The sequence below is a fragment of the Bradyrhizobium archetypum genome, from assembly GCF_013114835.1.
In the GTDB taxonomy this organism is placed as follows: domain Bacteria; phylum Pseudomonadota; class Alphaproteobacteria; order Rhizobiales; family Xanthobacteraceae; genus Bradyrhizobium; species Bradyrhizobium archetypum.
This window is the reverse complement of record NZ_JAAVLW010000002.1, coordinates 197,052-217,299: the sequence shown is the minus strand read 5'-3', so window position 1 is coordinate 217,299 and position 20,248 is coordinate 197,052. Positions and strand designations below refer to the sequence as shown.

Sequence of the window (20,248 nt, the reverse complement as noted above, 5' to 3'; positions counted from 1 at the left end):
GTCTCGCGGCATCGCTGGATCAGCGCCTCATCCGCGGCATCTTAGCAGCGCGATGACGAACGGCGCGATCAATGAAGCTCAGCGAGCAAGGCCTTGGCCTTTCGCAGATCGCTTGTGTCAAATCCTTCGGTGAACCACTCGTGGATGGGCGCGAGAACGTCACGTGCCATCTTCCGTTTGCCCTGACAGCTCAACAGCCGCGCCCAGCTGGTGGCTGCACGCAATTCCCACGACTTTGCATGCTGCGCTCGCGCAATCGTCAGCGAATGCTCGAAATGCGCTTGCGCTCTCGCCTCGTCCCGCTGCGGCCACCTGAGCGCGATTTCACCGGCAACGCGATGAACCTCGGCCTCGCACCATTTTTCCCTGGTTGCTTGCATCGCCGCCATTGCCTTGCCGATGCAGCGCCAGCCTTCATCCAATTGGCCTGAATCCGCGTGCGCAATTGCCAGCATGAATTCCTGCTCCGGCGTGAATATCGTCGATCCGGCCGACCGCCATAAATCAATACCTTCCGTGACGGTCTCGACGGCTTTCGCGGCGCCGGTGAGCGTCAGGATATAGCCCCGCCGAAGCACGGCTTCCGCTTTTCGGAACGGGGCGCCTTTCTCTTCGGCCAGCGCGACAAGCTCTTTGAGATGCTCATTTGCGGCGTGGTAATTCCCGCAGTAGGTATTAACAAGAATCGGGAAATTCAGTGTAAACATCAAAGTGGCAGCATGCTCGATCTGGCGCGCTTCCATCAGCGCGCTGTCTGCGTCGTTCAACGCAGCTTGGGGATAGCCGAGCAGCCACGAGGCCATTGAACGAAAGGCCAGACACGTTACCCGGAGGTCCTGACCAAATCGCGTCATCAGTCGCCGGTGCTCGGCGGGGCGATAGAGGCCGAGGGCTTCATTGTAGTGCGCTATGGCCTCCACGAGGTCCCCCCTCAATGCGAGCGTACTCGCCATGGTGCGGTGTCCAATCATGAGCGGGACCGCCGCTCCCTCCTTCTCGCCAAGCTCGAGAAACCGCGCCGCGAGTTCGCGCGCAACGTCGCCATTGAAGTTTATGAAATTGACGATCCACTGGCCAAAGAGGGCTGAGAGGAGCAACGAAGGGTCATCGGGAGACTCGCCAAGCTGTTCCGCCTGTTCGATAAACGCCCTCGCCTGCGCCACGGCCGTCTTGGTTTCGGGAGCGCCATATCCTTTGACATGCATCAGCGTGTTCAGGAGCGCGACTTGCAGGACGATCTGCTCGCGCCGCAGGTCGGGCGCGCTGGGCAAGGTCGCTATTTGCGCCAGAGCCTGGTCGAGCTGCTCTGCTGCTTCGACCAGCGCGGAGCGTTCCTGTGACCGCAGTCCCGCCCTGCCCCACAGACGCGCTGACTTCTCGATCAGGTCGGCCTTTGTGTAGTGACGCGCGAGCAGCTCGGGTTGGCTCTCGGCTATTTCCGGGAACTGGCTTTCAAGGATCTCGGCGATACGCGCATGCAGCGCGCGCCGCGGCTCTCGCAGCAGCGTGCTGTAGGCTGCGTCCTGCACAAGCGCATGCTTGAACAGGTAGCTCGCATGTGGCGGCACACCCTGCCGAAACAACAAGCCCGCCGCAATGAGCCGGTTGAGGTCGGCATCCAATTCCGCTTCCGGCTTTCGCGCGACCGCGGCCAGCAACATGTGAGGAAACTCCCGGCCGATCGCCGCGCCGACCTGCGCGATGTCTTTCGCCTGGCCGAGCCGGTCGAGCCGCGACATCAGCGAAGCCTGCAGGCTCGCCGGAACCGTCACGACAGGCGTCGGCGCCCCTGCGGAAGACCGCTGCACATCGCTCTCACCCTCTGCGTCCAGCACCGCCTTGGTGATCTCCTCGGCAAACAGTGGAATGCCGTCGGTGCGCTCGATGATGTCCTGGCGGATGCCGGCCGGCAACGATCGGTTGCCGACGACTCCCTCGATCAGCGAGTTGATATCGCACGGCGCCAGCCGATTTAAGTTCAGCTCACTCACGTGCGGCCGTCCGATCCAGGGCGGGCTGAATTCCGGCCTGAAAGTAACAAGTATCAAGAGCCGTCGGCTCACGGCCAGATCCACCGCCCGGGCGAAGAACTCGAGGCTGGTAGGATCGGTCCAATGCGCATCTTCGAAAATCATCAGCACCGGATGGATCCGCGCCAGCGCCTCGATATGCGAACCAAGAGCTTTCAGCGTTTTCTGACGGCGGAGCTGCGGCTCAACTTCAACCGGAGGGTAGCGTCCGTCGCCGGGTAGCGACAGCATTTCGGCAAACAGCGCCGCATCCTCTGAAGGCGTGGCGCTTTGCGCCAGCAGCGCGTCAAGCTTGTCCGCTTTCGCTTGTTGGCTGTCATCGTGAGCAAAGCCGGCGGCGCGCCACATCTCGCCGATCACCGGATAGAGCGTGCTGTCGGTATGCTGCGGCGAGCAGAAATACTGCAGGCGAATGTGCGGCTCGCGAGCAAGCTGTTCCAGCAGCGCCACGGTGAGCCGTGATTTTCCGATTCCCGCCTCGCCAGAGAGCAGCACCACCTGACCTTCGCCACTCCTGGCCCGCTTCCATCGGCTCAGGATTAGCTCCATTTCCTCGTCACGACCGATCAGCGGCAGCACATCGCAGCTCTGCAGAGCGTGCGATCGGCTGGTCACTGTTGTCTTGCCGGCGACCTGCCAGGCCGCGACCGGTTTTGCGAATCCCTTGATCTCGACTTTGCCGAGGTCGAGATACTCGAATTGCGGTCCCGCGATCATCTTTGTACGACCCGAGATAACGACGCCGCCAGGTTGTGCAAGCGATTGCAGTCGAGCGGCAAGATTCGGGGTGTCGCCAAGGATGTCATGCTCCTCGGAAATCGCGCTATCGGACATGTCGCCGACAATCGCTATGCCCGTTGCAACACCGATACGCGCGCTCAATTTCTCTTTCGCCGGCAGGGCAGCGATCGCCTGCACCAGCGCGAGGGCGGCTTGAACGGCGCGCTCCGCGTCGTCTTCGTGCGCCTGAGGGTAGCCAAAACATACAACCGCGCCGTCCCCGTGATGTCGCGCGACAAAGCCGTCGAAGCAGGCAACGGTTTCAGTAATGCAGCGGCGGTAGCGGGCGATGATTGCGCTGAAGTCTTCCGGATCGAGCCTCGCGGAGAGCGCGGTCGACCCGACCAGGTCACAAAACAGCACCGTAAGCTGCCGGCGCTCGATCGGGCGCGCGTCCCGGGCCATCGGCACAGGAGAATCCACGCGCAATATGGTCCCGCAGTCGCCGCAGAACTTGCTTGCGGCTGGGTTTGCGGCACGGCAGGCCGGACAGCGCCGTGCTACCGCCGCTCCGCACTGATTACAAAATTTACTTTGCTCCGGGACTTCGGCTGCGCAATTCGTGCAGTGCATCCGGACCTCAAGGGATATCCGTGACGCCGCGAGAATGCGCCGGAACCTCAATCGGACCATATGATATTGGTCACAACTCCGGGTATTCGTCTCAAGGTTCCATAGTGATTCTAAAGCGGTGGTTCTCCCGGCGATGCGGAGCATCGTCCGGAGACGCCCGGAGCCTGTCACCGGGCTGCGCTAGGCGCGAACCCGATGGCACCCCCTCAGCACGAGGGGCATGACGCGGCAAGGCTAATCCGCCTTGCGTGCTTAGGCGGCCCGAACGTAGCCGTAGCGCAGGTTCGATGGCTGCTTGGCGGCCGACGCATATTCGTTCTTGAGCGCCGCGAGGCGGTCCTCGGAAAAGGTCGGCATTCTGGTGTTGTCGGCTGCCTTCAGCCTGATCTTGTAGAACTTGGTGGCGTTGCCGCCAAAGATCAGTTGCTTGGTGACGCTGTTGGCATCGCCGAGCGGCGCAAAACCGTATTTCTTCTGCATGTCCTCCGGAATTTCGAGGCGGCGCAGCGCTTCGATCTGCCACTGCGGCGAGCCGTACCAGACCGAATCGGTTCCCCACATCACGTGATCGACTCCCATGCCCTTGATCAACGTGCCGACCAGCGCGGCGCAGAATTTCGGATGGGCCACCGCCGAGTTGGCAAAGGATGTGCCGAGCTCGGCATAGACATTGGTGACGCCGAACTTCTGCGGGATCTCCGCAAGATCGGTGGCCCACTGGATGCGGCCGGTCTGCTCGAACTCCGTCCAGGCCTTGTCGGGTAATTCGAGGAACGCCCGCAGCGCCGAGTGGTAGATCACAAAATTCATCTGCGGCCAGTCCTTCGCCGCCTTTCCGATGTCCCACGCAGTTGCGTATTCCCACACGCCGGCGAACGACTTCTCGTAGTCGGGCGGCAGCAGCCCCTTGTGGATGCACAGGGTGTTGATGCCGGCCTTCACCGCTTTTTCGTAGAACGGATACATCACCTGCTCATCGTCGAGCCGCCATGGGAACTTGGACGGTGCCAGCGGGTCGCCGATCGTGTAGGACTTCCAGGAATCGGGCTTGTAGACCTCGATCGCCTTGTCGACCTCCTCCATCCAGCCGGGCTGCTTGGGCGTGATGACGCTGTGCGCCAGCAGGCGGCGCGAGCCGGCGAAATCGTTGATCAGTTCGCGCGCCTTGACGATCTGCTCGTTGGAGAGAAGCCACCAGCTCGGATCGTCGAACGGCGCGCCGCTCAACAGCGCCATGTTAGTGTCGCTGTCGTAGTAGATCTCTTTCACATAGTTCTGGAACTTATAGCGGGCGAGCGAGGAGACACCCTCCTCCTTCATCTTCGGGTTCCAGTGCTGGCTCGCAAAGTCCGCCAGCCCCAACAGCTCCTTGTGATCGAAATCGTCGCGGACGAAATGGGTCTGGACGTCGAAGATGAACTGGCCGGCGAGGCCTTGCGCGCGCGCCTGCATCAGCTCGGGCTCGCGGGCCTCGGCGGGCGCAACCTGGAAGACATTGCCGTAAACGTCGTTCATCGCAAGGAACGCTGCCGCCATGCCGCAGCTCGTGTGCAGAAACTGCCTGCGGCTCAAGCCAAGATGCTTGCCGTTCAGGTCAGCGAGCTCGTTGATCCGCGCCTCGACCTTCTTCTGCGTGCCGCTCTGCGGCGGCGGCAGATACTCGCCGTTGGAGACGATCTGGGTCGGAATCGGCGTCGCCGCCGATGCCGCCTCCGCGCCCGCGACCAGGCGCTGCTCTCGTTCACTAAGCCAACTGCTCATCGTTCTCCTCCCTGGCTGGGTCGATCAGAGTTGAGCGCACGCGCTTGACCGCTTCAGATCCGTTGAGTGGACCGAGCCGGTGTACCTCCCCGTCTTGCCCGAAAGTTATATCGATGATCAGGCCTTGCGGCCGCGGCGCATCAACGCGGCGAATTCAACGCCGAAATTTTTCCGGGCGCAACTGAAAGTAATCTGGCAGCCAAGCTGTCTTAACGCGCTGTCGCAATCTGTCGTTATCGCTCGTAGGCGGATCAGCGAACGGGGGCGCCGCGAATGCGCGCCGGAGGCAAACCCCGCGTAATCCGCCATCTGGCTTGAAACGCAGCGGCGGATTACGCTTGACTTACGCCCACCCCGAAATCCCGCGTGGGCTTCCGATCGGTCTTGAACAGCCGTTGTGCGGCCTCGGCGTTGTTGGCGCAGCGCTCGAGCCAGCGAGCCACGAGAAAATCAACCCGCGCGGCAAATCGCAGTTGAGCCGCTGCCAGCATAGGCCCCGCGTCCAACTTCTGATCGGATGGTCTCTTGACGTCGTTGCGGGCGTTCATCTTGCCCTCCTGCCAGTTCGGCGGAGGGAGCTGCCCTGCGCCGGGAGTTACACTCTTGCTTTGCGGATCAGCTCAGCTTCGAGCTGAAAATTCGGACCCCAATTCATCACGGACATGCACGACCAATCGGCCAGCCGAATAAGTGGCCGGACGCAGGCGGCAGTCTCTGCGATGGGTGTGCGTGCGTTGCGCATTACGGTCCTCAAGAGTGCAGGCAATTTCACCCGCGACGAGTGTCATGATCTAAACACAGAGAAAATTCAGCGCGTCAAATCTTTTGTGTCACGAGGTGCGAAATTTGTTACGTGCCAGTAATTTTCGAACGCCAGCCGAGCCGGCTGGGTTCAAAAATTTCAGGCCGTGGCCATTGGCGGATGTGGCGGTTTACTTCGCCATGTCCAGCCTATCCGCCCGGAAGCAGACACACCAATCGGAAGGGTCGGCACGTCCACCGAGACCAGCAGCGGAAATCGATGCCCAATTGAGCAGCTTACCTTGGAGGCGCAGCGCTCCCCATAGTCGGCTTGTCCGGAATCTTGTACTCGCCGCGGAGTTCATCCCACAAGGCCGTGTCGCTGATCAGGACGACATGATAATCGCCGCTGCCTGTGATCCCCGCATACTTACCTGTGCCGCCGGTGAACTGGAATGTCCCGCGAAACTCCCGGGGCTTCGCGTCTTTCAGGACGTACTTGGCAAAGACCTTGGATCCATCGGCCTCTGTGAAGGTCTTGTAGCCGCCGCTCGATACGCCGGCATCCGTTTGATCAACCACCTGATAGCGGGCCTTGTCGAGGAAGGGCTTGCCGTCGGCATTGAATACGGCGCCGTCGTATTCAGTGAGCGACATCGTATGGTCAGCCCGGTGCTCCAGCTTCACGCTCTTGCTCGACAGCGTGACCAGAACGGCTCGACCGAACCATTGGCCGGTTTCTTCCGCCACGGCCGGGACAGTGGCCGCCGGGACTGTCAAAGCAAGCACAACACAACCCCACATCCGCGATGAGTTGAGATGATACCTCATGGTTTCCTCCCAGATGGGTTGCAGGTTACAATTTTGTTCGAGCAAATACCTCCATGACTGCCCTCTCAGAACTCTTACCCGCCCTGTTGGTTGCCCATCTACTCGAACAAACGCCTCCGTTTGTTGACTAGCAATCACATGCGAACGCTCGCCGTCTTCAACGACCCGACCGTCGACCATCAAGCCCAGCAAGCCGTCTTTGGCAACCGGCTCGTGGCTTACCGCCATACCAGCAATCCGGACGAGGAGTGTGGACTTACGCGCTGATATCGGCCGCGCCGCCAGTCACGTCTGCAACAGGCCCAATTTCAGACCAAGCGCGCGTCCGAGCGGCCGTGGAAACACGGCGAGGGCAATGGTACCGTTGAGCGGTGCAGTTGCGGGTCGCGGCGGGAGCTTCAGCAATGGTCGAACAAGAAATTCTATTCGATGACGGCGCCGCCTATGAGCAGATGATGGGAGTCTGGAGCCGGCTCGTTGGTCAACTCTTCCTTGATTGGTTGGCGCCATCCCCGGGCTTGCGGTGGATCGACATCGGCTGCGGCAACGGGGCCTTCACCGAGCTATTGGTCAAGCGATGTAGCCCCGTGGAGGTCCAAGGTATTGATCCATCTGAAGCGCAGCTCGCTTTTGCACGCACACGAACCGCGTCAGACCTGGCAAAGTACTGCAAGGGCGACGCCATGGCGCTTCCCTTCGGCGATGGCAGCTTCGATGCGGCCGTGATGGCCTTGGTGCTTGTGTTCGTTCCGGAGCCCGCGAAGGGCGTTAGCGAGATGGTTCGAGTAGTTCGCCCGGGCGGTGCAGTCGCGACCTACATGTGGGACATGCTGGGTGGCGGGTTTCCACTAGATCCAATCCTCCTTGAAATGCAGGCAATGGGCATTGCGCCGCCGCGCCCACCACGGATGGACGCGTCTCGAATGGAAGCGTTACGCGACTTGTGGATCGGTGCAGGTCTCGAGGACGTGCAAACGCGGGAGATCACTGTAAGCCGGACCTTTGCAAATTTTGACGATTTCTGGACAACAAATCTCAAGTCCCCTGCGCTTGGGCCCACGGTTGCCGCCATGCAATCTGAAGACGTTGATACGCTCAAGTTACGGGTGCGTGCCCGCTTACCAGCAGACGCCGATGACCACATAATATGTGATGCACGCGCGCATGCGATTAGCGGATGCCGGCCGAAGTAGCGCGTAGGGCCGATTAGCGCAGCGCAATACCATCTTCGGATGCAGCGGCGGATTACGCCTGCGGCCAATCCGCCGCCCTACGCGCTGCCTTGGGTCCAGACCAGATATTGATCGAAGTCACATAAAGTCCGCTAAGCGCCATAAGCGACGTCGGCAGGTATTATCCCCCTCAAAACGCGTTTGGCATAAGTCCTTGATGCGTCATAGAGTGTGATTTAGGTCGGGGCTGTGTGCCATGCCGAAAGACAGGCCAAACCGGATCGAGCGCAGATTGTCGGCGATACTGGCTGCCGACGTCGCTGGCTATTCGCGGCTTATGCACAATGACGAAGAGGCTACGCATTCCAGACTGACGACGCTGCTAGCGGCCGCTATCGAGCCCACGATTGGGGAGCACGGCGGTCGCATCGTCAAGAACACTGGGGATGGATTCTTGGCGGAGTTTCCGAGTGCGGTCCGAGCGGTTCGGGCTGCGATGGAATTCCAGACCCGTATCAGAGAACTGACAACCGCAGATGCGGAAGACAGGCGTATTGCGTTTCGTGTGGGAGTCAATATCGGTGACGTCATCGTCGAGCCGCATGACGTCTTTGGCGATGGCGTAAACATTGCGGCGCGGCTTGAAGGCATCGCAGAACCCGGCGGTATCTGCATCTCGTCATCAGCCTACGATCAAGTTGTGGGAAAGATCGCGGCTGAATTCGTCGAACTTGGCGAACAGCGCCTTAAGAATATTGCGCGGCCGGTCCGCATTTTCAAAGTCATGGATCGCGTTACAGTAAGACAAAGACCTGTGTTGGCTCTCCCAGATAAGCCATCAATTGCGGTGCTTCCCTTTCAGAACCTCAGTGCAGATCCGGAGCAGGAGTATTTCGCAGATGGCGTGGTGGAGGACATCACGATGGCGCTATCGCGTTTCCCTTGGCTGTTTGTAATCGCCCGCAACTCGAGCTTCACTTACAAGGGCCGCGTGGTGGATGTGAAGCAGGTCGGCCGCGAACTGGGGATTCGGTACCTCCTTGAAGGTAGCGTGCGCAAGGCTGGGAATCGCATTCGTATCGCGGGGCAGCTAATCGATGCTGAAACGGGAGCACACCTGTGGGTGGATCGTTTTGACGGAGCGCTCGCAGACATATTCGAACTACAGGACCATGTGACTTCCAGCGTTGTGGGTGCAATCGCTCCTAAGTTGCAAGATGCGGAGATCAAGCGAGCCATGCACAAACCAACTGAAAATCTCGATGCATACGACTACTATCTGCGCGGTTTACCGAAGGCTCGTCGACATACCGTGGAGGCGAACGATAAGGCGCTCCAGCTCTTTGGCAAGGCGACCGCGCTGGACCCACGGCTGGCCTGCGCCTACGGCATGGCCGCATGGTGCTACACGCAACGAAAGGCACGTGGGTGGATGGTCGAGGATACTCAGGAGAGTGCCGAAGCTACGCGTCTGGCCCGGAAGGCTGTGCATTTGGGCGGAGATGATCCAGTCGCGCTATGTATGGGTGGATACGCACTCGCATTTGTCGCCCACGAGTTCGACGATGCGGCTGCATTTATGGATCGGGGATTAGTGGTCAATCCCAACTTGGCGCAAGCTTGGATGCTCAGCAGCTGGTTGAGAATTTGGAGAGGTGAGCCCGATCTCGCACTTGATCACGTCGCGCAGGCCATGCGGCTGAGCCCGGTTGATCCATCGCAGTACGGCATGCTGGGAGCCGCGGCTTATGCTCATTTCCTTGCGGGCCGCTATGACGTGGCATCGTCATACGCCGAGCAGTCAATGCGGGACAATCCGACTTTCCTGTTATCGATTTGCAGTTTTGCAGCTAGCAGTGCGCTCGCCGGGCGGCATGGGCAAGCACAGAGGGGTTTGACACAAGCGCTCGAATGCAATCCCAATTTGCGCGCCTCTAATCTCAAAGATTTGGCACCATTTCGCCGAACAGAGGACCTAGCCACGTTCGCCGAGGGGCTCCGTCAAGCGGGTCTTCCCGAGTGACCACAGGGGCTCCTTGACCACACGCGAGCCTACATACCGCATCAGATGTCCGAAATGGGTCTCCATTCAGCGACATCGGCATCAGGAAGGTTCGGAAGTGCCGGTTCATGGCGTCGCAAAATCGATTTTTCTCGAATAATCAATTTTCACCAACAACTTCAAGGTGATTTACTCGTCCAGTCGTCGCATCAAAGATATTCCGCTTCGCGAGAGACCCAAATGACCCGTACAACTCGCCCCATCCCGCCCCGACAAGAGGGGCGTTGGCCATCGTCACGAACGTGGGGCGGGATGCTATGGACGCGGCAGCGTCGGTGAGAGAGGTGTTCGCAGGGCGGCTACGGCCGCCATTGCGCAGGGATGCCCGCGTGCCGCGGCTGTACCTGTATGCTCGTGTGCGTTTCTTTTCGACATTTGCACACGAGACCGCGGGTGCAGCAAGCACCCGGCATTCCCTGCGCCCTCTTACCTGTAGGGCGAAACGAATTTGCAAAGCTCGGGCGCAATGCGTCGCGAGAACGTCGCCCCACACTCAAATGTCATCGCCCCATGCCGTCGATGTGTTACCCATGTCTCCAAGCAGTGTTACCCATGTCCCCCCGGTCCGCACACTGACTGGGCGACCCAATATCCCAGAGGCAGTAGCGACTGAACCGAGAAGCCGCGGCGTACTGGATTCCCGCCTTCGCAGGGGACGACGATCGAGTGTTGCGTCGCCATCTCCGCCCTTCAACTCAGAACAATTCGCAACAGATCGCTTCTGCAAGTGAGTTGCGATAGCGGCTTCGCCCCTGGGCTTTCATGTTGAGAACCCCCCTGCTAAACCGCCGGCCATGACCAATACCCCCACCCTCAAAACCAACGTCGCGGCGATCTCGATCTTTGCCAGCGCCGGCATGGCGGCGACCAAGTTCGTGGTCGGCGTCACGATCGGCTCGCTGGCGCTGATCTCGGAGGCGCTGCACTCTTCCGTCGACGTCATCGCAACTGTCATCACCTGGCTGGTGGTGCGGGTATCGGACCAGCCGGCCGACGCGGAACACCATTACGGCCACGGCAAGTTCGAGAGCCTCTCGGCGCTCGGCGTGATTGCGCTGCTCTATGTGCTGGCCGGCGGCATCCTGGTCGAATCCTGGAGCCGTCTGCGCGAAGGTGCAGCGCCACCGACGGTATCGGCTGTCCCTTTCGTGGTGCTGGTAATCGATATCGCGGTGAATTTCTGGCGCGCCCGGGCGCTGCATCGCACCGCGCGCGAGACGCAAAGCCAGGCGCTGGCGGCGGATGCGCTGCATTTCGCTTCCGACGTGCTCGGCTCCCTTGCCGTCATCGCCGGCCTCGTGCTGACCGCCCTCGGTTTTGCCTGGGGCGATTCGGTCGCGGCGATCGCGGTTGCCGTGATGATATCGATCCTCGGCCTGCGGCTCGGGCGCTCCACCGTCGAGACGCTGCTCGACCGCGCGCCGGAAGGCTCTTCCGAAAAGGCGACCGCAGCGATCCGCGCGGTACCTGGCGTGGTCGGCGTCGAGCGCGTGCGGGTGCGCATGGTCGGACCGACGCACTTCATCGACGCCATTGCCAAGGTGCCACGCACCTACCCGATCGATCGCGTCGAGGCGATCAAGAAAACCGCGCAGGCGGCAGTCACCGAGGCGCTCGGCGATGCCGACCTCACCTTTACCGCGGTGCCGGTCGCGCGTGACAATGAGAGTGTGCGCGAGCGCATCATGGTGATCGCCCGCAATTCCGGACTCGCGGTGCACCACGTCACCGTGCATGATCTCGGCGACCGGCTGATTGTTAGCATCGATCTTGAAGTCGACGGCGACATGGAACTCAAGGCCGCACATGACATCGCCCATGGGCTCGAGCGCAGCATCCGCGAGGATTTCGGCGAGGACGTCGAGGTCGACACCCACATCGAGCCGCTCGAGCCGGAATTACCGCACGGCACGGATGCCGCGCCCGAACGCGTCGAGACCGTCAAGGCCGCGCTCACGCGCTTTGCCGGCAGCAGCGCGATCCATGACATCCACAATGTGCGGGTGCGCGACACCGAGGCCGGCGAAATCGTTAACTTCCACTGCCGCGCTGCACCGTCGATGAGCGTGATCAAGGTGCATGAGAACGTCGACGAGATCGAGCGCGCGCTGCGCCGCGCGTTCCCTTCGATCAAGCGCGTGATCAGTCATGCCGAGCCGCCGCGCGCGTAGGTTTGTGGGACTCGTTCCCGTTTCGGACTCGCTTTGCCGTGCCTCAATTCGCGTTGGACAAGATTTATTTCGAATTAACGAATCGTTGACTCTCGACAGCCTGAAAAAAGTGGATTCAAATCGGCATGATTCGGAAGCTACGGGGTGCTTCCGGACAGTGTGCAAAAGAGCCTTCGGCGGGGGTCTAAAGCATGGCGCGAGCGCATGCGGCGAACGTGCGCGTCCAGTCCGATTCCATCAAAGGATTGGCGCAATCGATCGCGAAGCCTGCCTATCACCGTTTGCTCACGGCCGAGCCGGCGCTCCGCCGCGCCGTGCCGACGCTGATCATCGCCTTCCTCATCACCATCTGTCTCGGCGCCTTCGTGCAGGTGATCGACCAAAGCCGGCAGAAGCGCGCCGCGATGAAGCGTGATCTCTCCGCGCTCGCCGACCTGCTCGCCGACCGCCTCGACCGCGTTGCCTCGGTCCGGCAGGACCGCGCCGCCAGCATCGAGCGGCTGCAGAGCCTGCTGCCCGATCTGATTCCGGCCTGGGGCGTTGCCAACGGCCGCCATGTCATCATCACCGGCTCCGATCACCGCATTCTGGCCCGCGTCCCGGTCGAAGACGGCCTCGGCGGCAACGATAGCATCCTCGACATCATCAGCACGGCGCAACTGCTCGCCGGCCCGGGCCAGCAGGGCATCATCAGCGACCTGACGCTGCCGAACGGCAACGGCGCCATGGCGATCTCGAAGCTGGTCAAGGCGCTGCCCGGCCAGGTCATCGTCATCCAGGAAAAGAACGAGCCGCTGTGGGGTTCGGATGCCGCGCTGTCGGTGACGCTGTCGGCGACCACCGGCTTCGTCGTGCTGATCCTCGGCTTCGCCTTCCACTGGCAATCGACCCGCGCCCGCGAAGGCGACCTGATCAACGACGCAGTCCGCGGCCGGATCGACACCGCGCTCAATCGCGGCCGTTGCGGATTGTGGGACTGGGACCTCTCGCGCGGCCGGATCTTCTGGTCGGCTTCGATGTTCACGATGCTCGGCCTCGACTCGCGCAACGACCTCCTCACCTTCGGCGAGGTCAATGCGCTGGTGAAATCCGACGATATCGACCTGTTCGAGATCGCCGACCAGATGATCGCCGGCAAGATCGACCATATCGATCAGAGCTTCCGCATGCAGCACGTCGGCGGCCACTGGATCTGGCTGCGGGTGCGCTGCGAGCTCAGCCACACCTCGGCCGACGGCGGGCTGCACCTGATCGGCATCGCAGTCGACATCACCGAACAGAAGAGCCTTGCCGAGAAGACTGTGGAGGCCGACCTGAGGCTGCGCGACGCGATCGAGACCATCCCGGAAGCGTTCGTGCTGTGGGACGCCGAAGATCGCCTCGTGCTCTGCAATTCGCACTTCCAGCGGCTGCACAAGCTGCCGGACACGGCGGTGACCCCCGGCACGTCGTACGAGACCGTGATCGAGGTCGGCAGCATGCCGGAAGTGCGCACCAGACTGCAGGAGACCGGCGCGCAAGCGCCGGGAGCCCGCACCTTCGAAGCGCAGCTCGACGATGGCAGTTGGCTGCACATCTCCGAGCGCCGCACCAAGGACGGCGGCTACGTCTCGGTCGGCACCGACATCACCCGGATCAAGGAGCACGAGCAGAAGCTGATCGAGAACGATGCGCGCCTGCGCGCCAACGTGCTCGACCTGAAGCGCTCGAAGGCCGAACTGGCCGACCTCGCCGAAAAATATTCGCAGGAAAAGAACCGCGCCGAGGAAGCCAACCAGGCCAAGTCGAAATTCCTCGCCAATATGAGCCACGAGCTGCGCACACCGCTCAACGCCATCATCGGCTTCTCCGAGATCATGGGCAGCGGCATGTTCGGCGTCCTCGGCTCCGACAAGTATCAGGAGTACTGCCACGACATCCTGACATCAGGCAAATACCTGCTCGAAGTCATCAACGACATCCTCGACATGTCGAAGATCGAGGCCGGCCGGATGAAGCTCGACATGGAGCAGCTCGACCTGTCGAAGCTCCTGGCGGAGTCGCTGCGCGTGGTCTCCGGGCGCGCCGAGGACAAGAACCTGACGCTCGACGCCGACATCGAAAGCACCATCTCGGTGGTGGCCGACCGCCGCGCCGTCAAGCAGGTCTTCGTCAACCTGTTGTCCAATGCCGTGAAGTTCACCCCCGACAACGGCAAGGTCACCGTGCGCAGCCACCTGCTGCCCGACGCGATCGTGCTGATGATCGCCGATACCGGCATCGGCATCGCGCCCGACTCGCTCCGGCGGCTGGGCAAGCCGTTCGAACAGGTCGAGAGCCAGCTCACCAAGACCTACCAGGGTTCGGGTCTCGGGCTTGCCATCGCGCGTTCGCTGACCAGCCTGCATGGCGGCAAGATGCGGCTGCGCTCCAAGCTCGGCACCGGCACGGTGGTGCGCATCGTCCTGCCGCGCGAGCCGCAACAGCCGATGGCCAAGCCCGTGGTCGAGGCCGCTGCCGCGTAGTCCTTACGCCAGCGTCGGCGCCACTTCGCGGGCGACCTGCACCAGCGCCGCGATCAAGGGCGTCATCGGGTCGCGCTGCGGGATCACCATGCCGATGCTGTAGTCGACGACGGGATCGACGATCGGAATGCTGCGGACGGAATCGGCAAGGCCCAGCGTCTCGGCGAGCTTGGCCGGCATCACGCTCGCCCAGCGCCCCGTCTTCACATGCGTGTAGAGCACCAGCAGCGAGTTCGAGGTCAGCGTCGGCGTCGCCTCGGCGCCGACGGAAGCCAGCGCGCGATCGATGATGCGGCGGTTCTGCATGTCCGGCGTCAACAGGCACAGCGGCACCTGCCCGACCTCCTTCCAGGTCACCTGGTCGCGATCGCCGAACATGCCGTCGGGCGATGTCAGCAGCCGATAATTCTCGTTGTAAAGCGGAATGGTGCGGACCTTGCCGATCGGTTCATTCTCGATATAGGTCAGCCCGGCATCGACCTCGAGATTTTCCAACAGGCCAAGCACGTCCGCCGAGGTGCAGGACTGGATGCGAAAGCGCACGTCGGGATAGCGCGCGCGGTATGGTGTCGTGAGCTGCGCCACCATGCCGAGCACGGTCGGGATCGCGGCGATCCGGATCTCGCCCGAGAGCTTGTCCTTGAGGCTGTTGATCTCCTGCCGCATGGCACGCGCATCACCGACGATACGCCGCGCCCAGTCGAGCGTGCGTTCGCCCTCCGGGGTAAAGCCCTGGAAGCGGGAACCGCGCTGCACCAGCATTACGCCGAGTATTTCCTCAAGCTGCTTGAGGCTGGTCGACATGGTCGGCTGCGTAACGCCGCAAGCTTCCGCGGCCCGTCCGAAATGCCGCTCCTTTGCCAGCGCCAGCAGAAGTTCAAGCTTGTCGATCACCGAGAAAATCCTACGAAATTTGGCCGTATGGGCGGTCGCCCGCGCGTCACAAATAGCACGGCCGCCAGAGAGCCAATACTTCAAAACGGCGTTCGCGGGACGGAAATTCGATGTTCATATTGTCCAGTTTTTCAGCCCTATCGAGCGGGGCGGGTCGTAAGCGCTGCATATGTGTTCATCCCGCTTATGCAAGGAGACGCGCCGTCGCGCTTGTCGACCAAACGCCCGTCCGCTTGCCGTGCCGGTCATAGGCCTTGCCTATGTCTCACCTCGCGCGCGGATCCATCGCGTTTTGAAATCGCAAACATGAGACAGCTTTATTGATATTCCGCGCGATTGCCCTACTCATCGGAGCACACAACCTCTGGTGAGAACGCGGAAAATGACATCGGATACGAACGCTGGAATGAAGCGCGCGGCGCCGAGATCATCGCCGAGCACGACAAGCTCGAAGGCGCGACGCTGGTGATCCTGCACGCGATGCAGGAGGCGTTCGGTTGCGTACCGGAGCCCGCAATTCCGATGATCGCATCCGCGCTCAATCTTTCCCGCGCCGAGGTGCATGGCGTGTTCACCTTCTATCACGACTTCCGCCGCGAACCCGCCGGCCGCCACGTGCCGAAACTGTGCCGCGCCGAGGCGTGCCAGGCGGCGGGAGGCGATGCGCTCGCGGCGCGCGCGGAAGCGACGCTTGGCATATCGATCGGAAGCAGAACCGGATCGCGCGGGCTCTACTGGCTCGAGCCGATGGTCGAGGTCGCGACACCCAGGGCCGCATCACGTTCGGTCCGGTCACCGCAGCGGATGCACCATCGGTATTCGATGCCATGGCCACCGGTGGCCCGCATAAGCTCCTGCTCGGCGTCACCGCCGGTATCACGCTTGCGGCGATTGCCCGGTCGGACGGGTCTGAAATCTTCACGCATCCGGAGCGGATTGCGACCACACACAACGGCATTGTTGCGGAGGCTGCCCATGTCGCCTGATCGATTGATTAGCCAGAGCCACGACAAGGCCGTGCCTGGTCTTGCCGAGCACATCAGGAAGTTCTGGGATCCACGGATGCGCAACGCGATCTCGCGCATCTGGACAATAGCGGCACAGGGCTGGACCCGTATGTCCGCGATGCGCTCGAGTCATTGAAGGAGGCGTAGCGTCCGTCCGGCCGGGACGAACACGAGTAGTTTCAATTCGAGCCTCAAACAGCCCGCGGAGGATGGCTAGCGCGAAGCGAAAACTATCCTACGAACCATGACGGAAAGTGGCTGGCCGCCGGTTTCAACACCAGCCCTTCTTCCAGTGACCGGGCGGGCAGCCATGCCCGCGCCAACCGACCTTTCGGCCCCGGCTCCAACCAAACGGCCGGTAACCGTGCCCGCGGCCCCAGCCATGCCCGCGGCCGTGTCCGCCCTTCACCTCAATCAAGTCGGCCTTGACCAGAGAACCGTGGATCTTGGTATGCCCGCCGGGCAGCGCCGTGGCCGCCGGGGACACAAAAGCAGCTGGCAGCGCGACCACGATTCCGAATAGTAGTTTGCGCATGGCCCACCGGCTCCAGGTTTGAACGAACCGACGTCAGAACAGGAAAAAATGGCAATAGTTCCACGCGATTGAGGCCCACTGCAGAAGCGCGTAGATTCTTCTCACAAGAATGGAGGCCGCCGGTGAGCATTCCCGTCATCCAACAGGCCAAGATCCAGGCCCAGGTTCTGGTCCCTCTCGTGAAGGCGCTTCAGGCCGATCTGGGCGAGGAACGTGCCAACAAGCTCGTACGAACGGCGCTCCGCGGCCTCTATCGCCGCTTCGGCGAAGAGTTCTGGCGGACGAAGAACGAGACGAATTTGGGCAAGGCCATCGCATCCGCGTTCACGACCTATGCTCGTGACGACGCCCTGAACTACGATGTGATCGAACAATCGCAGGACGCCTTCGCGTTCAACGTCACCCGATGCCGGTACGCCGAGTTCTACAAGGAGCTGGGCGAGCCGGAGCTTGGGTTCCTGGTGGTCTGTGCGGCGGATTTCGATACGGCCGAAGGGTTCGGCCCCGACATCGAACTCAAGCGTACGCAGACCATTATGCAGGGTGCCGGCCATTGCGACTTTCGCTACAGGCGCACGGGTGGAGCCGGTACATCGTAGGACCTACTAGGACACCTGCGCGATTTTTTGAAAAGCCGGGAACAAGATTGCCCCCCGCGCGTTGCAGGCACGAGCAGGTAGCTCAGGAAGGAGAAATCCAACCGGAAATATCAGCTCAAAAGCCCCGTCAGTTATTGCGATAGCTGGCGGGGTTTTGATTTGGGAGGGTCCGTGCCCTACGCGCTTTTCGATGGCGACAGGCAGATCGGTCCCGGCCTGCCAACCGAGCCGGAAGTCTGGAAGCATGCGCTCCGTTCCGGCCTGATTTCTGACGTTCCCGTTGCCGACGAGGCAGGCGGACAGGTGCTGCCCGCGGGCTATCATGTGAAGGAAATCAGGGAAGAATGCTGCGCGCCGGATCCTGCCTGGAAACTTCCGCGCGAAATCTCCTGACGCTCTCCGGCTAACCCCTTATGCCACCCTAGCGAGCTTGCTTGACGAAAGTCAGGCCGCTCACGGTCAATCGTTCCTCGCTGATTTCGCCCTCAGCTACGAGCCCTTCCAGATAGGTTTCGAGTTCCGGTAGCTTGCGGTCGAAGTCGGCGTCAAGCCCCATCAGCTCGCAGGTCTTCCTGATGCGTTGGATCGGTTTTTCGAAAATGTTGATCTCGGTATGCATCCCAGCCTCCTGTTCCCGCGACAATTCCTAGTGGCTCCAGGAGTTCCAAGGCGAACGCCCTCCCGCAGCCCCGATCAATCGGAAAAGTTGGTTCGACGGCGCGCTCAGGAACGTCACCGGCAAGCGACCGTTGTCGAACGAGAGCCAAAGCCCATCAGCCGTTCCATTCCCGGAGTACCCAGCATGAAAGTCGGCGATTTCATTGTGGAGCGGCTTCATGCTTGGGGTGTCCGCCGTATCTATGGATATCCTGGCGACGGCATCAACGGCGTGACCGGTGCATTGCAGCGTGCCGGCACCATCGAATTCATCCAGGCCCGCCACGAGGAAATGGCGGCCTTCATGGCCGTGGCGCACGCCAAGTTCACCGGCGAACTGGGCGTCTGCTTTTCGACCGGGGGACCCGGTGCCACCCATATGATCACCGGCCTCTACGACGCCAAGCTCGACCACGTGCCCGTGCTGGCGATCTGCGGCCAGGCCGAGGCGACCGTGCGCGGTGCCAGCTACCAGCAGGAACTCAACCTCGATCGCATGTTTGCCGATGTCGCCGGCTTCGCGCAGGAGGCCTCGGCGCCTGCGCAAGTGCGGCACCTGATCGACCGCAGCATACGCGTGGCGCTGGCCCGCAACTGTCCGTCGGTGCTGATCTTTCCAAAAGACATCCAGGATGAGGCGTACGAAGAACCTGCGGTCGCCCACGGCTTCACACGATCGGGCCTCGGATATCGCCGTCCGAAGATCGTGCCGGATGATGCCGAGCTCGCGCAGGCGGCGGAGATCCTCAATGCCGGCAGCAAGGTTGCGATCTTGATCGGAGCAGGGGCCCGTGGCGCGGCCCCCCAGGTGATCGAGACAGCTCAACTGCTCGGCGCCGGTGTTGCCAAGGCGCTGCTTGGCAAGGACGTGCTGTCCGATGACCTGCCTTTCGTCACCGGCGCGATCGGATTGCTCGGCACCGAACCGAGCTGGGACCTCATGCAGGGGTGCGATACGCTGCTGATGGTCGGGACAGGTTTCCCCTGGTCGGAATTCCTGCCCAAGGACGGCAGCGCCCGCGCCATCCAGATCGATATCGATGCGTCGATGCTTTCCTTGCGCTATCCGGCCGACCTTAACCTGCATGGCGACGCCGCGATCACCCTGAACGCGCTGATCCCCCTGCTCAAGCGCAAGGAGGACCGGGGCTGGTCGAACTCCATCGAAATCAATATCGCATCCTGGTGGAAGAAACTCGAGGGGCGCGCCCTGGCGGATGCCGCGCCGGTAAATCCACAGCGCGTCATCTGGGAAATGTCGCCTTTGTTGCCGGCAAACGCGATCGTCACTAGCGACAGCGGTTCGTGCGCCAACTGGTTCGCCCGCGACTACCGCGTGCAGAACGGCCAATTGGCTTCGCTCTCCGGCGGGCTTGCGTCGATGGGCGCTGCGGTACCCTACGCGATCGGCGCCAAGTTCGCGCATCCCGACCGGCCGGTGATTGCGCTCGTCGGCGACGGCGCCATGCAGATGAACAATATGGCCGAACTGATCACGGTGCAGAAATACTGGAAACGCTGGACCGATCCCCGCTGGATCGTCTGCGTCTTCAACAACCAGGACCTCAACGAGGTGACGTGGGAGCAGCGGGTGATGGAGGGCAACCCAAAATTCGAAGCCTCTCAGGACATTCCCGATTTTCCATATTCGAGGTTCGGCGAGATGCTCGGCTTCAAAGGCATCTTCGTGGACACCCCAGACCGGCTGAGCTCGGCCTGGCAGGAAGCCCTCACGAGCGACCGGCCGGCGGTGATCGAGGTCAAGACCGACCCGGAGGTCGTGCCGCTTCCGCCGCACGTGACGCTGCAGCAAGCCCGCGGCTTCATGTCCTCAATGATCAAGGGAGACGAGGCGACGGGGCATATAATCGGTGAAACCGCGAAACAGGTCTTCAATGGCCTGTTCGGCAAGAAGGAATGAGCTGTGCCCC

Annotated in this window: 15 protein-coding genes and 2 pseudogenes; 9 read left to right on the top strand and 8 right to left on the bottom strand. The window is 61.6% G+C overall.

Going from position 1 to position 20,248, the window contains the following annotated elements:
- Positions 1-68 precede the first annotated feature (68 nt).
- The 5 genes and pseudogenes from HCN50_RS05470 to HCN50_RS05455 all read right to left on the bottom strand — a co-directional run bounded on the left by HCN50_RS05470 (position 69) and on the right by HCN50_RS05455 (position 6,944).
- Entirely contained in the window at positions 69-3,215 is a 3,147-nt protein-coding gene (locus HCN50_RS05470; RefSeq protein WP_235976792.1) for an AAA family ATPase, read from the bottom strand.
- A gap of 42 nt (positions 3,216-3,257) precedes the next feature.
- Positions 3,258-3,383 (bottom strand): annotated as a pseudogene (locus tag HCN50_RS34700) (double zinc ribbon domain-containing protein); the annotation flags it as partial.
- 252 nt (positions 3,384-3,635) lie between these two features.
- The gene (locus tag HCN50_RS05465) at positions 3,636-5,144 is read right to left on the bottom strand and encodes an amidohydrolase family protein (protein ID WP_171708617.1); all 1,509 of its coding nucleotides are present in this window, start codon (positions 5,142-5,144) and stop codon (positions 3,636-3,638) included.
- A gap of 332 nt (positions 5,145-5,476) precedes the next feature.
- A complete protein-coding gene (locus tag HCN50_RS05460; protein ID WP_171708616.1) occupies positions 5,477-5,692 on the bottom strand; it encodes a hypothetical protein in 216 nt (71 codons plus the stop codon).
- A 490-nt stretch (positions 5,693-6,182) separates the two neighbouring features.
- The gene (locus HCN50_RS05455) at positions 6,183-6,944 is read right to left on the bottom strand and encodes a hypothetical protein (protein ID WP_171708615.1); all 762 of its coding nucleotides are present in this window, start codon (positions 6,942-6,944) and stop codon (positions 6,183-6,185) included.
- Between the two features lie 176 nt (positions 6,945-7,120).
- Between HCN50_RS05455 and HCN50_RS05450 the strand changes: the two genes are divergently transcribed.
- The 4 genes from HCN50_RS05450 to HCN50_RS05435 all read left to right on the top strand — a co-directional run bounded on the left by HCN50_RS05450 (position 7,121) and on the right by HCN50_RS05435 (position 14,625).
- Positions 7,121-7,909, top strand: coding sequence for a class I SAM-dependent methyltransferase (locus HCN50_RS05450; protein ID WP_171708614.1), 789 nt, complete (start codon positions 7,121-7,123; stop codon positions 7,907-7,909).
- A 235-nt stretch (positions 7,910-8,144) separates the two neighbouring features.
- The gene (locus HCN50_RS05445; RefSeq protein WP_171708613.1) at positions 8,145-9,911 is read left to right on the top strand and encodes an adenylate/guanylate cyclase domain-containing protein; all 1,767 of its coding nucleotides are present in this window, start codon (positions 8,145-8,147) and stop codon (positions 9,909-9,911) included.
- A gap of 833 nt (positions 9,912-10,744) precedes the next feature.
- Entirely contained in the window at positions 10,745-12,121 is a 1,377-nt protein-coding gene (locus tag HCN50_RS05440) for a cation-efflux pump (RefSeq protein ID WP_171708612.1), read from the top strand.
- 191 nt (positions 12,122-12,312) lie between these two features.
- On the top strand, positions 12,313-14,625 hold the full coding sequence (locus HCN50_RS05435) for a PAS domain-containing sensor histidine kinase (RefSeq protein WP_171708611.1): 2,313 nt from the start codon (positions 12,313-12,315) through the stop codon (positions 14,623-14,625).
- A 3-nt stretch (positions 14,626-14,628) separates the two neighbouring features.
- Here HCN50_RS05435 and HCN50_RS05430 read toward each other — a convergent pair whose 3' ends face one another.
- Positions 14,629-15,519, bottom strand: a complete 891-nt coding sequence (locus HCN50_RS05430) for a LysR family transcriptional regulator (RefSeq protein WP_171708610.1) — start codon at positions 15,517-15,519, stop codon at positions 14,629-14,631.
- Between the two features lie 387 nt (positions 15,520-15,906).
- Between HCN50_RS05430 and HCN50_RS05425 the strand changes: the two are divergent.
- Both HCN50_RS05425 and HCN50_RS34695 read left to right on the top strand, forming a co-directional pair.
- A pseudogene (locus HCN50_RS05425) lies at positions 15,907-16,236 on the top strand (NAD(P)H-dependent oxidoreductase subunit E); the annotation flags it as partial.
- A 30-nt stretch (positions 16,237-16,266) separates the two neighbouring features.
- Positions 16,267-16,662 (top strand): formate dehydrogenase subunit delta, encoded by a 396-nt coding sequence (locus HCN50_RS34695; RefSeq protein ID WP_376700265.1) that lies wholly within the window; start codon positions 16,267-16,269, stop codon positions 16,660-16,662.
- 135 nt (positions 16,663-16,797) lie between these two features.
- Here HCN50_RS34695 and HCN50_RS05410 read toward each other — a convergent pair whose 3' ends face one another.
- The gene (locus HCN50_RS05410) at positions 16,798-17,061 is read right to left on the bottom strand and encodes a hypothetical protein (RefSeq protein WP_171708609.1); all 264 of its coding nucleotides are present in this window, start codon (positions 17,059-17,061) and stop codon (positions 16,798-16,800) included.
- A 122-nt stretch (positions 17,062-17,183) separates the two neighbouring features.
- On the opposite strand from HCN50_RS05410, the gene HCN50_RS05405 reads away from it, so the two are divergent.
- A complete protein-coding gene (locus HCN50_RS05405; RefSeq protein WP_171708608.1) occupies positions 17,184-17,660 on the top strand; it encodes an L-2-amino-thiazoline-4-carboxylic acid hydrolase in 477 nt (158 codons plus the stop codon).
- Between the two features lie 171 nt (positions 17,661-17,831).
- Positions 17,832-18,053: a hypothetical protein gene (locus tag HCN50_RS05400; RefSeq protein WP_171708607.1), complete on the top strand. Its 222-nt coding sequence runs from the start codon at positions 17,832-17,834 to the stop codon at positions 18,051-18,053.
- A 28-nt stretch (positions 18,054-18,081) separates the two neighbouring features.
- Here the strand turns inward: HCN50_RS05400 and HCN50_RS05395 are convergent, their stop codons facing one another.
- Positions 18,082-18,279 (bottom strand): hypothetical protein, encoded by a 198-nt coding sequence (locus tag HCN50_RS05395; RefSeq protein WP_171708606.1) that lies wholly within the window; start codon positions 18,277-18,279, stop codon positions 18,082-18,084.
- A 183-nt stretch (positions 18,280-18,462) separates the two neighbouring features.
- Between HCN50_RS05395 and HCN50_RS05390 the strand changes: the two genes are divergently transcribed.
- On the top strand, positions 18,463-20,238 hold the full coding sequence (locus HCN50_RS05390) for a thiamine pyrophosphate-requiring protein (RefSeq protein ID WP_171708605.1): 1,776 nt from the start codon (positions 18,463-18,465) through the stop codon (positions 20,236-20,238).
- The last annotated feature ends 10 nt before the right edge of the window (positions 20,239-20,248 follow it).

What these genes read in the sequence shown, in the direction of transcription:
- HCN50_RS05470 (WP_235976792.1), bottom strand. Translation starts at nt 3,215, where the DNA reads ATGGCCCGGGACGCGCGCCCGATCGAGCGCCGGCAGCTTACGGTGCTG.
- HCN50_RS05465 (WP_171708617.1), bottom strand. Translation starts at nt 5,144, where the DNA reads ATGAGCAGTTGGCTTAGTGAACGAGAGCAGCGCCTGGTCGCGGGCGCG.
- HCN50_RS05460 (WP_171708616.1), bottom strand. Translation starts at nt 5,692, where the DNA reads ATGAACGCCCGCAACGACGTCAAGAGACCATCCGATCAGAAGTTGGAC.
- HCN50_RS05455 (WP_171708615.1), bottom strand. Translation starts at nt 6,944, where the DNA reads ATGGCGGTAAGCCACGAGCCGGTTGCCAAAGACGGCTTGCTGGGCTTG.
- HCN50_RS05450 (WP_171708614.1), top strand. Translation starts at nt 7,121, where the DNA reads ATGGTCGAACAAGAAATTCTATTCGATGACGGCGCCGCCTATGAGCAG.
- HCN50_RS05445 (WP_171708613.1), top strand. Translation starts at nt 8,145, where the DNA reads ATGCCGAAAGACAGGCCAAACCGGATCGAGCGCAGATTGTCGGCGATA.
- HCN50_RS05440 (WP_171708612.1), top strand. Translation starts at nt 10,745, where the DNA reads ATGACCAATACCCCCACCCTCAAAACCAACGTCGCGGCGATCTCGATC.
- HCN50_RS05435 (WP_171708611.1), top strand. Translation starts at nt 12,313, where the DNA reads ATGGCGCGAGCGCATGCGGCGAACGTGCGCGTCCAGTCCGATTCCATC.
- HCN50_RS34695 (WP_376700265.1), top strand. Translation starts at nt 16,267, where the DNA reads ATGGTCGAGGTCGCGACACCCAGGGCCGCATCACGTTCGGTCCGGTCA.
- HCN50_RS05410 (WP_171708609.1), bottom strand. Translation starts at nt 17,061, where the DNA reads ATGCGCAAACTACTATTCGGAATCGTGGTCGCGCTGCCAGCTGCTTTT.
- HCN50_RS05395 (WP_171708606.1), bottom strand. Translation starts at nt 18,279, where the DNA reads ATGCATACCGAGATCAACATTTTCGAAAAACCGATCCAACGCATCAGG.
- HCN50_RS05390 (WP_171708605.1), top strand. Translation starts at nt 18,463, where the DNA reads ATGAAAGTCGGCGATTTCATTGTGGAGCGGCTTCATGCTTGGGGTGTC.